The 16,115-nt window shown below is 60.7% G+C and carries 14 protein-coding genes; 1 reads left to right on the forward strand and 13 read right to left on the reverse strand.

What is annotated here, in order from left to right; genetic code table 11:
• Window positions 1–30: 30 nt before the first annotated feature.
• The 8 genes from QWI18_RS19755 to ppsA form a co-directional block, all read right to left on the reverse strand.
• The gene (locus QWI18_RS19755) at window positions 31–1,065 is read right to left on the reverse strand and encodes an OmpA family protein (protein WP_065988496.1); all 1,035 of its coding nucleotides are present in this window, start codon (window positions 1,063–1,065) and stop codon (window positions 31–33) included.
• Between the two features lie 107 nt (window positions 1,066–1,172).
• Window positions 1,173–1,763, reverse strand: a complete 591-nt coding sequence (gene sigX / locus QWI18_RS19760) for an RNA polymerase sigma factor SigX (protein WP_065988497.1) — start codon at window positions 1,761–1,763, stop codon at window positions 1,173–1,175.
• 89 nt (window positions 1,764–1,852) lie between these two features.
• Window positions 1,853–2,677, reverse strand: coding sequence for a mechanosensitive ion channel domain-containing protein (locus QWI18_RS19765; RefSeq protein WP_369319655.1), 825 nt, complete (start codon window positions 2,675–2,677; stop codon window positions 1,853–1,855).
• A 2-nt stretch (window positions 2,678–2,679) separates the two neighbouring features.
• Entirely contained in the window at window positions 2,680–2,949 is a 270-nt protein-coding gene (locus QWI18_RS19770) for a CrfX protein (protein ID WP_065988499.1), read from the reverse strand.
• Window positions 2,950–3,025: 76 nt separating this feature from the next.
• Complete coding sequence (locus QWI18_RS19775; RefSeq protein WP_369319656.1) at window positions 3,026–4,021, reverse strand: zinc transporter ZntB; 996 nt, start codon at window positions 4,019–4,021, stop codon at window positions 3,026–3,028.
• A 42-nt stretch (window positions 4,022–4,063) separates the two neighbouring features.
• A complete protein-coding gene (gene rraA, locus QWI18_RS19780) occupies window positions 4,064–4,552 on the reverse strand; it encodes a ribonuclease E activity regulator RraA (RefSeq protein ID WP_369319657.1) in 489 nt (162 codons plus the stop codon).
• A gap of 239 nt (window positions 4,553–4,791) precedes the next feature.
• The gene (locus tag QWI18_RS19785) at window positions 4,792–5,787 is read right to left on the reverse strand and encodes an alpha/beta fold hydrolase (RefSeq protein WP_369319658.1); all 996 of its coding nucleotides are present in this window, start codon (window positions 5,785–5,787) and stop codon (window positions 4,792–4,794) included.
• Window positions 5,788–5,958: 171 nt separating this feature from the next.
• Complete coding sequence (gene ppsA / locus QWI18_RS19790) at window positions 5,959–8,334, reverse strand: phosphoenolpyruvate synthase (RefSeq protein ID WP_192130237.1); 2,376 nt, start codon at window positions 8,332–8,334, stop codon at window positions 5,959–5,961.
• Window positions 8,335–8,484: 150 nt separating this feature from the next.
• Here ppsA and QWI18_RS19795 point away from each other — a divergent pair, with 150 nt between their 5' ends.
• On the forward strand, window positions 8,485–9,303 hold the full coding sequence (locus QWI18_RS19795) for a pyruvate, water dikinase regulatory protein (RefSeq protein ID WP_074887131.1): 819 nt from the start codon (window positions 8,485–8,487) through the stop codon (window positions 9,301–9,303).
• 63 nt (window positions 9,304–9,366) lie between these two features.
• On the opposite strand, the gene prpF is transcribed toward QWI18_RS19795, so the two are convergent.
• From prpF to QWI18_RS19820, 5 genes are all read right to left on the reverse strand, one after another.
• Window positions 9,367–10,557 carry a 2-methylaconitate cis-trans isomerase PrpF gene (prpF, locus tag QWI18_RS19800; RefSeq protein WP_369319659.1) on the reverse strand — a complete coding sequence of 397 codons (1,191 nt, stop codon included), beginning with the start codon at window positions 10,555–10,557 and terminating at the stop codon, window positions 9,367–9,369.
• Between the two features lie 51 nt (window positions 10,558–10,608).
• Window positions 10,609–13,203, reverse strand: coding sequence for a Fe/S-dependent 2-methylisocitrate dehydratase AcnD (gene acnD, locus QWI18_RS19805; protein WP_369319660.1), 2,595 nt, complete (start codon window positions 13,201–13,203; stop codon window positions 10,609–10,611).
• A 62-nt stretch (window positions 13,204–13,265) separates the two neighbouring features.
• On the reverse strand, window positions 13,266–14,393 hold the full coding sequence (gene prpC / locus QWI18_RS19810; RefSeq protein WP_369319661.1) for a 2-methylcitrate synthase: 1,128 nt from the start codon (window positions 14,391–14,393) through the stop codon (window positions 13,266–13,268).
• Between the two features lie 54 nt (window positions 14,394–14,447).
• Window positions 14,448–15,338, reverse strand: coding sequence for a methylisocitrate lyase (gene prpB / locus QWI18_RS19815; RefSeq protein WP_369319662.1), 891 nt, complete (start codon window positions 15,336–15,338; stop codon window positions 14,448–14,450).
• The gene (locus QWI18_RS19820; RefSeq protein ID WP_369319663.1) at window positions 15,335–16,042 is read right to left on the reverse strand and encodes a GntR family transcriptional regulator; all 708 of its coding nucleotides are present in this window, start codon (window positions 16,040–16,042) and stop codon (window positions 15,335–15,337) included. Before QWI18_RS19820 ends, prpB begins: the two co-directional genes overlap by 4 nt.
• Window positions 16,043–16,115: the final 73 nt, after the last annotated feature.

A 16,115-nucleotide genomic window follows, 5' to 3' on the forward strand; every position in this document is an offset into this window, starting at 1 on the left:
TGAGCCGGGTTTTTCGTGAAGCGAGGCTAATTACTTAGCTTGGGCTTCTACTTGTGCTTCTACGCGACGGTTTACAGCGCGGCCAGCGTCAGTTGCGTTGTCAGCAACTGGGCGGGATTCGCCGTAGCCAACCGAGTTTACGCGGTTAGCGCCAACACCGTACTGGTTAACCAGAACTTGCTTAACGGCGTTTGCACGACGCTCGGACAGCTTCTGGTTGTAAGCGTCAGGACCGACGGAGTCAGTGTGACCTTCAACAGTGGTGGTGGTCTGTGGGTACTGCTTCATGAAGTCAGCCAGGTTCTTGATGTCGCCGTAGCTGTTTGGCTTCACAACCGACTTGTTGAAGTCGAATTTAACGTCCAGCTCAACACGTACGACTTCAGCAACAGCTGGGCAGCCGTTAGCGTCAACAGTCACGTTTGCCGGGGTGTCCGGGCACTTGTCAACGTTGTCGCAGACGCCGTCGTTGTCGCTGTCGGAGCACACTTCAGCTACTGGAGCTGGTGCTGCTTCAACTTTCTTCGAACCGCCGCCGAAGTTCACACCGATACCGACGCTTGGCGCCCACTCGGTGTCGCCTTGGTCGATGTTGTACTGAGCTTCAACGCCAGCACGGGCATAGAAATTGTCAGTGAAGTAAAGCTTGGCACCGCCGCCGATGTTGGCGAAGGTGGAGCGGTTACGACCGTTGCTGCCGTTCTGATCGATGCTCTGATCGGAGAAACCAGCCGAAACGTATGGACGCAGCATGTCGCCCGGGTTGTTGAAGTGGTACAGAGCGTCCAGAGCGGTGTTCGCGCCCTTGATGTTCTGGCCATTGTCGCTACGGACGTTGTGCACTTCGTCATAGCCCAGACGCAATTCAACGTCGTCGGTCAGGAAGTAGCCAACAGAACCGCCGAACAGGTTGCCGTCGTTTTTGAAGTTACGAGCGCTGTCGAACTGTTCTTTCTTGGCGAAGCCTTCGATTTCGACTGCGCCTTGGCCTTGAGCCAGAGCGCCGAACGAAGTTGCGGCAACAATAGTACCAATGGCCAAGCCCAAGGTGTTTTTCAGTTTCATCCGTTAAATCCCCATCTGGTGATTGTAAAGCAGTCCCCCTTAGCGAGAGACAACTCGTCGGCAAGTCTATCAGAACTTGCCTGCTCGTTAGAGATATTTGCACCGAGTTAAGTTTCGGTAACGCCTGCAAATTTCTCACGTAATTTATCAAGTGCCCGTTTGTAACGCATTTTCGTGGCACTCAGGCCCATGTGCATGATGTCTGCGATCTCCTGAAATTCCAGTTCTGCGACAAATCGTAGCACCAGAATTTCCCTGTCGATCGGGTTCACATGCACAAGCCAACGATCAAGCCCGCCCTTTTCTTCTGGTTTCGGCGTCTTTTCTTCCGACGCTTCCTCGAGGGGGTCAAGACTCAAAGCGTCCAGTAACCGACGCTTTCGCCGCTCCTTCCTGTACTGCGTGATGCATTCGTTGTACGTGATGCTGTAGAGCCAGGTTTTGAACTTCGATTTACCCTCGAAGTTCTTCAAGCCATACAACACCTTAAGCATCACTTCCTGACAGACATCATCAGCATCGCGATCGTTCCCCAGATACCGTGCGCAGACGTTAAAAAGTGTCCGCTGGTAACGACGCATCAGCTCTTCGTAGGCACGCGTCACATGAAACAGCTCGGCGTGCGAACGCGCAACCAGCTCCTCATCGGAGAGCTCGCGTGGGTCGTAGCGCAGAGAGGGCGTTTGAACGTTATTCAAAACAAGTCGTGCCGACAGTCGGGTAGATGTCCGCCGCGCCCGGGAATCGCCCGGGTTTTGCGGCGGCATACATTAGCAGATTCGCCGGCTCAACGGCTGCTCACTCGCTGCTCGAGGAGGATCCGGTTGGACATCGATACCAACTCGCCTTCCTCGGTCAGCAGGGTGGTCTTCACCGTGCCAATTTCTTCGATCTGCCCTTCGACCTCTCCAACACGCACTTGTTGCCCCACCTGGTACAACTCACGTACATAAATTCCTGCCAGGATCTGGCTCGCGATCTCGCGACTTCCCAGCCCCATGGCCAGCGCAACGGCCAGACCAACGGTAATCAATCCGATAACGATCACATGGTTCAGCAGGTCGGTCTTGACCTCCAGCTGACTGATCGCCACCGAAATACTGATGATGATCACCAGCCACTGGGCGATTCGCCCCAGGCCAGCCGAGTAATCCAGGCCTACGCCTTCCGCAGCGCCGCGAACAATACCGTTGACTAACTGCGCGAGCAAGACCCCGACCAGCAGCACCAGCGCAGCGCCGAACACCTTCGGCAGGTACAGCGCCAGCATGTCCAGCGTCGCGGAAACCCGCTCCAGCCCCAGCGATTCTGCCGCCGACACCAGAAAAATCAAGAGTACGAACCAGTAAACGATCTTGCCGATCAGCGTCGATATCGGGACCTGAATACCCGCGCGGCTGATCAGCTTGGTCAACCCGGTGCCGCCCATCAGGCGATCCAGACCGAGCTTGGCCAACAACTTGGAAAGCAGGGTATCGAGCAGCTTTGCCACCACGAAACCCAGAAGCACCACGACCAGCGCGCCGAACAGATTCGGGATGAAGTTCGCGACTTTGGTCCACAACGCAGTCATTGCAGTAACCAGGCTCTGCGTCCAGAGATCCAATTCCATATTCAATCAGCCTTGTCTTGTACACCGGTCCCGGCAAACGCAGTACCGGTACCTTTCGCCTTGCGGCGGGAAACGGGTGAAACGTGGGCGGAGCCGTTATTCACGGCAATCATCAAAGCCTGCGTGCAACGACCCAGAAGACTGAACAGATCACCGGCGCCGACCTGACGGTTGGCGGTCTTCAACACTCGGCCCAGAACGGCATCATCGTCCCGGCTGCTGGACGAAGCGTTGAGCATGTCGCGCAGTGATTCTTCAAACGGGTCGTGCATAGGCACCTCACGCAATATCACTGAAAGACGCAGCCAATTCTGCTGGAGTCACACGACACCTTCCGTTTTTTTACACTCACACCCACCGCAATCGCTTGAACAACCACATTTGCCCCACCGCGACGGCCAGCATCAACAGGCAGGCGTACATGAATCCGTAGGGGTTTTCCGATCCCGGGATGCCTCCCACGTTGATACCCAACAAACCAGTCAGGAAGCTCATCGGCAGGAAGATGCCGGTGATGACTCCAAACCGATAGACGGTCCTGTTCATGCGCTCGTTGCGGCGTCTGTCTTCGGCCTCAAGCACAAGCCCTACGCGCTCTTTGGTCAGTTCCAGCTCTTCGAGATAGCGTGTCAGGCTGTTGTTCAATTCGTTCCAGTAATCGGCGTCATCCTCCACAAACCACGGCATCTTGCTGCGCGTCATCTGGGCGTAGATCTCCCGCTGCGGCGCCAGGAACCGTCGCAGCCCCGCCGCTCGCCGACGGATGTGCACCATGTTGCCGTGCTCGGGCAGATACCGTTCGTCGGCATCTATGCGCTCTTCCATGTCATCGACGAGTTCTGTGAGCTCGCCCACCACCGCTTGAACCTTGTCGGTGAGGAACTGAGCCAGATACAACAGCAATTCCGAGGCTGTTTTCGGGCCCTTGCCCTCATCCAATGACGCGATCAGTTCGTCGGTTGCCCGCAGCGAACGCAGGCGCAACGAGATAACGCGCTGGGCGGCGGCAAAAATACGCACCGACACCATGTCTTCGGGCTCGGCGCCAGGGTTCAGGTTGATCCCGCGCAGAAACAACAGCAATTCGTCGTCCGGCAAGGCCAGCAGCCGTGGCCGGGTGTTCTCTTCCAGCATCAGGTCACAGACAAACTCGCTGAGACCGCTGGTCTTGCGCAACCACGTCTGGGTCTGCGGATGGCTGCGGTCCCAGTGGAGCCACACACTTTCGTGGGGCTCCAATTGAAGGCCATCCAGTGCAGTGCGGGGCATTGAACGCGCCCCGCCCTTCCCGTCCAACACGAGGGCATGAACCAGCCCCCACTGCGCGTTTGTTTCGTCGAACATTCGTGTCCTTGCTGAGTGAATCGCTAACCGCGTAAAGAATAATCAGTCCGGCATTTTCAGTGCGCTGGGCGAGACGATGATGCCGTTGTTGTCGGCATAGATGAATTCGCCCGGCTTGAAGGTCACACCGCCGAAGCTCACCACCGTGTTCAGATCACCCAGGCCGCGCTTTTCAGTCTTGAGCGGGTGACTGGCCAATGCCTGCACACCCAGATCGGTCTGCGCGAGGACGTCGACGTCACGCACGCAGCCGAAAATCACCATGCCCTCCCAGCCGTTTTTCGCCGCCTTCTCCGCGATCATGTCGCCGAGCAGTGCGCAGCTCAGAGAGCCACCACCGTCCACGACCAGGACTTTGCCGTGCCCAGGCTGGTCAGCCTGCTCACGCACCTTCGAATTGTCTTCGAAACACTTGAGCGTGACGATCTCGCCACCAAATGAATCACGGCCACCAAAATTGCTGAACATCGGCTCTACCACCTGAATCAGCTCAGCGTAGGCGTCGCACAAGTCCGGGGTGATGTAGTGCATGGGTAACTCCTGTCAGTAAAGCTCTGTGATGAGGGTAGACAGCCACTAGGATAGACGGCTACGAGAATAGACGGTCTGTTTGAACCACCGACGCTCCCCGCGCATTGCATCCTTATATAGCACCTCATGGGGCACAGAAAAATCTGACCAACGAGTCGCCACCTGCCGTTCGGCCCCGGTGTCGAGAATGGGTGCAGCTTAGCGCCAAGTCAGCGCCCAAGGAATGGCTGAAACCGCGACTATGACGGAGTTGCCATCATGTTCAGCGTTGATTCAGCCTTTGCCACCGGAACATGGCGATTCAGCCAGTCGGCCACGCGCGGCCACACCTGGGTTTGCGCGGCTTTGCTGACCAACATCGGCACGTGGCCGAAGTCTTCGCTGAAGCCCTGTTCGCGGCCCAGGACGAGAAACGTCTTGTCGTCGCTGCCGAAGCGATCGAAGAGCTCGCGGCAGGCCCATTCCGGGTCCTGATGATCGCCAGCGCCAGCCACGCACAGCAGCGGGACCGTGACCTGTTGCAGCCCGGCCCACCAGTCATCCTTCTTGTGGCCGAAGCTGCCGAACAGGCCGCGCCAGCGCATGTTCTCCAGAAGGACGCCCATGGGTTCGTCTTCCGGGCCACGCTTGAAACGCGGGCCCGAAACGTGCTCGAAGCGCTTGAGCAGCAGCCGTGCGACCCATTGCAGCGGCGGCACTTTGAGCGGCCAGTGGCTGCGGGTGACCTGACTGCCGAACAACGCCACCGACGCGGCGTCGTCCGTCGTCAGGTAGTGCCCGCCCAAAGCCGCAGCGAGGGTCGTGCCGCCCAGGGAATGGCCGATCCAGTGGGGCGCCTCGCCAGTCTGCTCGCGCACGAACCCGGCGATGGCCGGCAAGTCAAAGCGCGCATAGTCAGCGACGCCGTTGGATTTATACGCGCTGTTACGCGCCGACAGGCCATGCCCGCGCATTTCCGGAATCCACACATCGAACCCGGCACGGGCCAGATAAGCGCCCAGTCCGATGCCTTTGGGGGAGTACCAGAAGCGTCGATTGGAAAAGCTGCCGTGCAGCAGGACCACCGGCACGCCTCGGGCATCCGGGGCGGACACAAGACCCAGCCGGGTGACGGCGATTTCGACGGTGAAATCCGGGCTGTTGCCGGGCTTCAAACGGTAGACGTCCTCGGTCAGGTCGCCACGACGCTCGGCACTGATCAAGGCCACGGGAAAGAGATGACTGCTGCTTTGCATGGTGCTTTTGCTGGATGCTCTTGGTGGAGGGGGAACGGCGGTTGGGCGAGACAGCAGGTTGACGCTACCAGCGCGCTGAAAATCACCCACAAAAAAGGGCGGATTCGTTAGAGAACCGCCCTCTCGGGAAACCGGCCCATGGAAACGGGCCGGCATCTTACTCGATCTGCATCAGGTTGGAGCGTCCTCTTCGGACAGGAAGAACCAGGTCTCCAGTACCGAATCAGGATTGAGGGACACGCTTTCGATGCCCTGCTCCATCAACCAGCGCGCGAGATCCGGGTGATCTGACGGGCCCTGGCCGCAAATGCCGATGTACTTGCCGGCCTTGTTACAAGCCTGAATGGCGTAGGACAGCAGCTTCTTGACCGCAGGATTACGCTCGTCAAACAGGTGGGCGATGATCCCGGAGTCACGGTCCAGCCCCAGGGTCAGCTGGGTCAGGTCGTTGGAGCCGATGGAGAAGCCGTCGAAGAATTCGAGGAATTCATCTGCCATCAGGGCGTTGGACGGCAGCTCGCACATCATGATCACGCGCAGACCGTTCTCGCCACGGGCCAGACCGTTTTCGGCGAGCAGATCGATGACCTGACTCGCTTCGCCCAGGGTGCGCACGAACGGCACCATGATTTCGACGTTGGTCAGGCCCATCTCGTTGCGCACACGCTTGAGGGCACGGCACTCCAGCTCGAAACAGTCGCGGAAGTTTTCGCTGATGTAACGGGACGCGCCACGGAAGCCCAGCATCGGGTTTTCTTCTTCCGGCTCGTAAAGCTTGCCGCCGATGAGGTTCGCGTATTCGTTGGACTTGAAGTCCGAGAGGCGCACGATGACTTTCTTCGGCGAGAACGCCGCCGCCAGGGTGCTGATGCCTTCCACCAGCTTCTCGACGTAGAAACCGACCGGATCGTCGTAACCGGCGATGCGTTTGTCGACGCTTTCCTTGATGTCCTGAGGTAGGTTGGCGTAGTTCAGCAGCGCCTTGGGGTGCACGCCGATCATGCGATTGATGATGAATTCCAGACGCGCCAAGCCGATGCCGGCGTTGGGCAACTGGGCGAAATCAAACGCGCGGTCGGGGTTGCCGACGTTCATCATGATTTTGAACGGCAGGTCAGGCATGGCGTCGACGGAGTTCTGCTTGATGTCGAAGCCCAGCTCGCCTTCGAAGATGTAACCGGTGTCGCCCTCGGCGCAAGACACGGTAACGCCCTGACCTTCCTGCAACAACTCCGTGGCGTTGCCGCAACCCACTACCGCCGGAATGCCCAGCTCGCGAGCGATGATCGCCGCGTGGCAGGTGCGCCCGCCGCGATTGGTGACGATGGCGCTGGCGCGCTTCATCACCGGTTCCCAGTCCGGGTCGGTCATGTCGGAGACCAGTACGTCGCCGGGCTGGACCTTGTCCATCTCGGACACGTCCTTGATGATCCGCACCTTGCCGGCGCCGATGCGCTGGCCGATGGCGCGGCCTTCCACCAGAACGGTGCCCTTCTCTTTCAGCAGATAGCGTTCCATGACATTGGACGAGCTGCGGCTTTTCACGGTCTCGGGACGCGCCTGCACGATGTACAGCTTGCCGTCGTCGCCGTCTTTGGCCCACTCAATGTCCATCGGGCACTGATAGTGTTTTTCGATGATCATCGCCTGGCGTGCCAGGTTGCTGACTTCCTCGTCGCTGAGGCAGAAACGCGCGCGATCGGCGAGGTCAACGTCGATGGTCTTGACCGATTTACCGGCCTTGGCTTCTTCGCCGTAGATCATCTTGATCGCCTTGCTGCCCAGGTTGCGGCGCAGGATCGCCGGGCGACCGGCTTCAAGGGTGTTTTTGTGAACGTAGAATTCGTCCGGGTTGACCGCGCCCTGAACGACGGTCTCGCCCAGGCCGTAGGCACCGGTGATGAAGACGACATCGCGGAAACCGGATTCGGTGTCCAGGGTGAACATGACGCCTGCGGTGCCGGTTTCAGAACGCACCATGCGCTGCACGCCAGCGGATAACGCCACCAGCTTGTGGTCGAAACCCTGATGCACGCGGTAGGAAATGGCGCGGTCGTTGAACAGCGACGCGAAGACTTCTTTCGCCGCGCGGATCACGTTTTCCACGCCACGGATGTTCAGGAAGGTTTCCTGCTGACCGGCGAAGGAGGCGTCCGGCAAATCTTCTGCAGTGGCGGAGGAGCGCACGGCCACGGCGATGTCCGGGTTGCCCGCCGAAAGCGCGGCGAAAGCGGTACGTATTTCGGCGTTGAGCTTCTCGGGGAATTCAGCCTCCATGATCCACTGACGGATCTTCGCGCCAGTTCTGGCCAGCTCGTTGACGTCGTCGACATCCAGCGCATCGAGGGCCTGATGGATCTGATCGTTCAGGCCACTCTGCTCGAGGAAATCACGGTAGGCCTGAGCGGTAGTGGCAAAGCCACCGGGAACGGACACGCCTGCGCCCGCCAGGTTGCTGATCATCTCGCCGAGGGATGCGTTCTTGCCCCCCACGTGCTCAACATCATGTTTGCCGAGCTTATCGAGGGAAACTACGTACTCTACCAAGGTGATCTCTCCACTAACCGGTTATTGTTGGGAACGCTTTTGGTGCGGGAATCGCGGCGATTGAAAACAGGTAGAATGCGGCCAGTCATGGCCCGCAAGCCGGCCTATCATATCCACAAATTGTCTTCAGCTTAAGGCCCCGGGGCGCAAATGAAACGATCCGCTTTTTTCATCTCCGATGGCACCGGCATCACCGCCGAAACCCTTGGCCAGAGTCTGCTAGCGCAATTTGAAAACATTACATTCAACAAGTTCACGCGGCCCTATATCGACAGCGTCGAGAAGGCGCGGGCCATGGTGCAGCAAATCAACAAGGCCGCCGAGAAGGACGAAGCCCGTCCGATCATTTTCGACACCATCGTCAACCAGGACATCCGCGAGATTCTCGCGACCTCAGACGGCTTCATGATCGACATCTTCTCGACCTTCCTCGCCCCGCTGGAGCTGGAGCTTAGTTCACACTCTTCGTACTCGGTGGGGAAATCCCACTCGATCGGGCACAACTCCAACTACATGGAGCGGATCGAGGCGGTGAACTTTGCGCTGGACAACGACGACGGCGCCAGAACCCATTACTACGACAAGGCCGACATCATCCTGGTGGGGGTGTCGCGCTGCGGCAAAACCCCGACCTGCCTGTACATGGCCATGCAGTTCGGCATCCGCGCGGCCAATTACCCGCTGACCGAAGATGACATGGAGCGCCTGCAGTTGCCTGCCGCGCTGAAGCTGCACCGGGACAAGCTGTTCGGCCTGACCATCGATCCCGACCGCCTCACCGCGATCCGCCACGAACGCAAGCCCAACAGCCGCTATGCCAGCTACGCCCAGTGCGAGTTCGAAGTGCGCGAAGTCGAGGGCCTGTTCCGCCGCGAAAACATCCCGCACATCAATTCCACGCATTTTTCGGTGGAGGAAATCTCGGCCAAGGTGCTGGTGGAGAAAGGCGTGGAGCGGCGGTTTAAGTAGCTGCGCAGCTGCAAGTTTGAAGCTGCAAGCTGCAAGTTGGCCGGAGCAGGCCATGCGCTCCGGTCAGAAGCTGTTGCCCGGCACTCGCACCCATCCCTCCATCAATACCCGGGCGCTGCGGCTCATGATGGCTTTTTTGACTTGCCATTCGCCGTCGACCAATACCGCTTCAGCGCCGACACGCAGGGTTCCGGAAGGATGGCCGAAGCGCACTGCACTGCGCTCGCCGCCGCCCGCTGCCAGATTGACCAGCGTTCCGGGAATCGCGGCCGCCGTGCCGATGGCCACTGCTGCGGTGCCCATCATCGCGTGGTGCAGCTTGCCCATGGACATGGCGCGCACCAACAGATCGGTGTCTTCGGTGGTGACGCGCTTGCCGCTGGAAGACAGGTAGTCCGCAGGCGCGGCCACGAACGCTACTTTGGGCGTGTGCTGACGCGTCGCTGCCTCCTCGACCGTGCCGATCAGCCCCATGCGCACGGCGCCATAGGCCCGAATCGTTTCGAACATGCTCAGGGCCTTCGGATCGCTGTTGATTGCGTCCTGCAATTCGCTGCCGGTGTAGCCGATGTCCCGGGCGTTGACGAAAATCGTCGGGATGCCGGCATTGATCATCGTCGCCTTGAAGGTTCCCACACCCGGCACTTCAAGCTCGTCCACCAGATGGCCGGTGGAGAACATCGAGCCGCCTGCGCCCTCCTCGTCTGCGGCAGGGTCCATGAATTCCAGCTGCACTTCCGCCGCCGGAAAGGTCACGCCGTCGAGCTCGAAATCGCCGGTTTCCTGCACCGCGCCGTCGGTCATCGGCACGTGGGCGATGATGGTTTTGCCGATGTTGGCCTGCCAGATGCGCACCACCGCCACGCCGTTCCGGGGAATGCGCGCCGGGTCAACCAGACCGTTGCTGATCGCGAACGGGCCGACTGCCGCTGACAGATTGCCGCAATTGCCGCTCCAGTCGACGAAGGGCTTATCGATGGCCACTTGACCAAACAGGTAATCGACGTCGTGATCGGCTTTCTCGCTCTTTGACAGGATCACCGTTTTGCTGGTGCTCGACGTCGCGCCGCCCATGCCATCGATCTGCTTGGCGTAGGGGTCGGGGCTGCCGATCACCCGCAACAGCAAGGCATCACGGGCCGCACCGGGGGTTTGCGCGGCTTCAGGCAGGTCGTCCCGGAGGAAAAACACGCCCTTGCTGGTGCCGCCGCGCATATAGGTCGCGGGAATCTTGATCTGTGCGGTGGAAGCCATCAACTGCTCCTTCTTTATATAGAGCGCGCGTCATAAAGAGCGCGCGTCGGCTCAGGCGACGGCGGAGGATTCGAGGAAGTCCTGGGCGAAGCGTTGCAGCACGCCGCCGGCCTCGTAGATCAACACCTCTTCCCCCGTGTCGAGACGGCAGGTCACCGGCACCTCCACACGCTCGCCATTCTTGCGCTGGATGATCAGCGTCAGCGTTGCGCCCGGCGTACGCGCGCCGATCACGTCGAAGGTTTCAGTACCGTCGATACCCAGGGTCAGGCGATTGGTGCCCGGTTTGAACTCCAACGGCAGCACGCCCATGCCCACCAGATTGGTGCGATGGATACGCTCGAAGCCCTCGGCGACGATGACTTCAACGCCCGCCAGACGCACGCCCTTGGCGGCCCAGTCCCGGGACGAACCCTGACCGTAATCGGCGCCGGCAATGATGATCAGGGGCTGCTTGCGCGCCATGTAGGTTTCGATGGCCTCCCACATCCGCGTGACCTGGCCTTCCGGTTCGATCCGCGCGTAGGAACCCTGCTTGACCTTGCCGTTCTCCACCACCATTTCATTGAACAGCTTGGGGTTGGCGAACGTGGCGCGCTGGGCCGTCAGGTGATCGCCGCGATGGGTGGCGTAGGAGTTGAAGTCCTCTTCCGGCAGGCCCATTTTCTCCAGGTATTCGCCGGCGGCGCTGTCGAGCATGATCGCGTTGGACGGCGACAGGTGATCGGTGGTGATGTTGTCCGGCAACACCGCCAGCGGACGCATGCCCCTGAGGGTTCGTTCGCCGGCGAGCGCGCCTTCCCAGTACGGCGGGCGACGAATGTAGGTGCTCATCGGGCGCCAGTCGTACAGCGGCGCGACTTTCGGGCCGGTGTCTTCGTGGATGGCGAACATCGGGATGTACACCTGACGGAACTGCTCCGGCTTGACCGAGGCCTTCACCACCTGGTCGATCTCGGCGTCGCTCGGCCAGAGGTCTTTCAGGCGGATTTCTTCGCCGTTGGGGCCGAGGCCCAGCACGTCTTTCTCGATATCGAAGCGGATTGTTCCGGCGATGGCGTAGGCCACCACCAGCGGCGGCGAGGCGAGAAACGCCTGCTTGGCGTAAGGGTGAATGCGCCCGTCGAAGTTGCGGTTGCCCGACAACACCGCCGTGGCGTACAGGTCGCGGTCGATGATTTCCTGCTGGATCACGGGATCCAGCGCGCCGGACATGCCGTTGCAGGTGGTGCAGGCGAACGCGACGATGCCGAAACCCAGTTGCTCCAGCTCGCCGGTCAGCCCTGCTTCATCCAGGTACAGCGCGACGGTTTTCGAGCCCGGCGCCAGGGACGACTTCACCCAGGGTTTGCGCGTCAGCCCCAAACGATTAGCGTTGCGCGCCAGCAAACCTGCGGCGATGACGTTGCGCGGGTTGCTGGTGTTGGTGCAGCTGGTGATGGCAGCGATGATCACCGCGCCATCCGGCATTTGGCCCGGGGTCTCCTGCCACGGCGCCGCGATGCCTTTGGCGGCCAGATCGGCCGTGGCTACACGTGCATGGGGGTTGGACGGCCCGGCCATGTTGCGCACCACGCTGGACAGGTCGAAACGCAGCACCCGCTCATATTCGGCGCTGACCAGGCTGTCGGCCCAGAGCCCGGTATGGCGGGCGAAGGTCTCGACCAGCTGCACTTGCTGGTCTTCGCGGCCGGTCAGCCTGAGGTAGTCGATGGTCTGTTGATCGATGCTGAACATGGCGGCGGTGGCGCCGTATTCGGGGGCCATGTTCGAGATGGTCGCGCGGTCGCCGAGGGTCAGCGCGCGGGCGCCCTCGCCGTAGAACTCCAGGTACGCGCCGACGACCTTTTGCTGACGCAGGTATTCGGTGAGCGCCAGCACCACGTCGGTGGCGGTAATGCCTGGCTGCGGACGGCCCGACAGTTCGACGCCGATGATGTCCGGCAGGCGCATCCACGAGGCGCGGCCGAGCATGACGTTCTCGGCTTCCAGGCCGCCGACGCCGATGGCGATGACGCCCAGCGCATCAACGTGAGGGGTGTGGCTGTCGGTGCCGACCAGCGTGTCCGGGAAGGCGACGCCGTTCAGCGTCTGGATCACCGGTGACATCCGCTCCAGATTGATCTGATGCATGATGCCGTTGCCCGGCGGGATCACTTCGACGTTCTTGAAGGCCTGCTTGGTCCAGTTGATGAAGTGGAAACGGTCTTCGTTGCGACGGTCTTCAATCGCCCGGTTCTTGCTGAAGGCATCCGGGTCGTAGCCCCCGCATTCGACCGCCAGCGAGTGGTCGACGATCAACTGCACGGGCACCACCGGATTGACCTGCGCGGGGTCGCCGCCCATGTCGGCGATGGCGTCGCGCAAGCCGGCCAGGTCGACCAGTGCGGTCTGGCCAAGGATGTCGTGGCAGACCACGCGCGCGGGAAACCATGGGAAATCGAGGTCGCGCTTGCGTTCGATCAGTTGTGTGAGCGAGGCCGTCAGCGTCGTCGGATGGCAACGGCGCACCAGGTTTTCGGCGAGCACGCGGGAGGTGTACGGCAGCGTGGCGTAGGCACCGGGCTTGATCCCATCGACCGCCGCGCGGGCGTCGAAGTAATCCAGCGCCGTGCCGGGCAGCGATTTGCGGTATTCAGTGTTCATCGTCAGGACTCGATCACGGAAAAGTTACGGGTGGAGAGCCCCGTGGAACTCTCCTTTGCCCATCAGCGCTGTTCGATAGGCACGAATTTGCGCTGTTCGACGCCGATGTATTCGGCGCTCGGTCGGATGATGCGGTTGTTGGCGCGCTGTTCGAACACGTGAGAGGCCCATCCGGTCAGGCGCGAGCAAACGAAGATCGGGGTGAACAGCTGGGTCGGGATGCCCATGAAGTGGTACGCCGAGGCGTGGTAGAAGTCAGCGTTGGGGAACAGCTTCTTTTGCTCCCACATGGTCTTGTCGATGGCTTCGGAAACCGGAAAGAGCACCGTGTCGCCCACCTCCTCTGCGAGCTTTTTCGACCAACCCTTGATCACCTCGTTACGCGGGTCGTTGTCCTTATAGATCGCGTGGCCGAAGCCCATGATCTTGTCCTTGCGTTCGAGCATCGCCAAAGTGCCCTTCGTCGCTTCTTCGGCGGAGGCGAATTTCTGGATCATCTCCATCGCCGCTTCATTGGCGCCGCCGTGCAAAGGCCCGCGCAGGGTGCCGATGGCCGCTGTGATGCAGGAAAACAGGTCGGACAGGGTCGATGCGCAAACTCGCGCGGTAAAGGTCGAGGCGTTGAATTCGTGCTCGGCGTAGAGAATCAGCGACACGTCCATGACCTTGCGGTGCAGTTCGCTCGGCGCCTTGTCCAGCAGCAGCTTCAGGAAGTGCCCGGCGATGGACACCTCGTCGGTGACGCAGTCGATGCGCTTGCCTTCGTGGCTGAAGCGGTACCAGTAGCACATGATCGCCGGGAACGCGGCCAGCAGCCGGTCGGTGGAATCGAGCTGCTGGGTGAAGCTGGCTTCGGGCTCGAGATTGCCGAGCATCGAGCAGCCGGTGCGCATCACGTCCATGGGGTGGGTGTCGGCGGGAATGCGCTCCAGCACTTCTTTCAGCGCCTGGGGCAGGTCGCGCAGGCCCTGGAGTTTCTTCAGGTAGCCGTCGAGTTGCGCCTGGGTCGGCAGATCGCCGTACAGCAGCAGGTACGCGACTTCTTCGAATCGGGCGTCGGCGGCGAGTTCACGCACGTCGTAGCCGCGGTAGGTCAATCCGGCGCCGGCCTGGCCGACGGTGGACAACGCTGTCTGCCCGGCCACCTGGCCTCGCAGGCCTGCGCCGCTCAATACTTTTGCTTCAGCCATTGCTGTCTCCAGTCTTGTAGTTGTGTGGGAATCGGCAATTCGTTTGCGGCTTTTCTACGATTTCTTCTGCGCAAACAGCGCATCAAGCTTCTGCTCGAACGCGTGGTAGTCAATGCGCTCGTACAACTCCATCCGCGTTTGCATGGTGTCGATGACGTTCTTCTGGGTGCCGTCGCGACGAATCGCCGTGTAGACGTTTTCCGCCGCTTTGTTCATTGCCCGGAACGCCGACAGTGGATACAGCACCAACGCCACTTCAGCGGACCTCAGCTCGTCGGTGGTAAACAGCGGCGTCGAGCCGAATTCGGTGATGTTGGCGAGGATCGGCGCCTTTACCCGCGAGGCAAACAGCTTGTACATCTCAAGCTCGGTGATCGCTTCCGGGAAGACCATGTCCGCACCCGCTTCGATGCACGCTGCGGCGCGGTCCAGTGCCGATTCCAGCCCTTCCACCGCCAGCGCATCGGTGCGCGCCATGATCACGAAACTGTCGTCGGTTCGCGCATCCACCGCCGCCTTGATGCGATCGACCATCTCCTGCTGCGAGACGATTTCCTTGCCGGGCCGGTGACCGCAGCGCTTGGCGCCGACCTGGTCTTCGATGTGCATCGCCGCCGCGCCGAACTTGATCATCGACTTGACCGTGCGCGCCACGTTGAACGCCGAGGCACCGAAACCGGTGTCGACGTCCACCAGCAGCGGCAGGTCGCAGACGTCGGTGATGCGGCGCACGTCGGTGAGGACGTCGTCCAGGCCGGTAATGCCGAGGTCCGGCACCCCCAGCGAACCCGCCGCCACACCGCCGCCGGACAGGTAAATCGCCTTGAAGCCGGCCCGTTGCGCCAGCAGCGCATGGTTGGCGTTGATCGTGCCGACCACTTGCAGCGGATGTTCACTGGCGACAGCGTCACGGAAGCGTTGGCCGGGAGTGGTGCTTGTGGTCATTGTTCACCTCGGGCAGTGGCAGCGTGAAAGCGCTGCTCAATATTGCGTTTGGACGCGGCAATGTGTCGGCGCATCAACAGCTCGGCCAGCTCGCCGTCACGTTCGGCGATGGCGTCGAGAATACGGTGGTGCTCGGCGAACGCCTGGCGCGGGCGATTGGGTGTCGTCGAGAACTGGATGCGGTACATGCGCACCAGTTGGTACAGGTCATCGCAGAGCATCTGGGTCAGCGTGCTGTTACGCGCGCCCTGGATGATCCGGTAATGAAAGTCGAAGTCGCCTTCCTGCTGGTAATAGCCGACGCCGGCCTGAAACGCGCTGTCACGCTCATGGGTTTCCAGCACCCGGCGCAGCTCGTCGACTTCTTCAACCGTCATGCGCTCGGCGGCCAAACGACAGGCCATGCCTTCGAGGGATTCGCGGATTTCATAGAGCTCGACCAGCTCGGCATGGCTCAGGGAAACCACCCGCGCACCAACGTGGGGGACGCGCACCAACAGGCGCTGACCTTCAAGCCGGTGAATGGCCTCGCGCAACGGCCCGCGGCTGATGCCGTAGGTCCGCGCCAGCTCGGGCTCGGAGATCTTGCTGCCGGGGGCGATGTCGCCTTTGACGATGGCCGCCTGAATACGCCGAAAGACGTTCTCGGACAGCGTCTCGGCGTCCATCGACGTCGGAGGGAGGGTTTCTGCGGCATTCAACATTGTTGACACCTTAAGAGTTAATGCCAGTAAATCTAGCGAAACACGGCTATTACGTCAAAGCTAAATGGTTGAT

Origin of the sequence: Pseudomonas sp. W2Oct36 (assembly GCF_041060465.1) — a bacterium.
In the GTDB taxonomy this organism is placed as follows: Bacteria; Pseudomonadota; Gammaproteobacteria; order Pseudomonadales; family Pseudomonadaceae; genus Aquipseudomonas; species Aquipseudomonas graminis_B.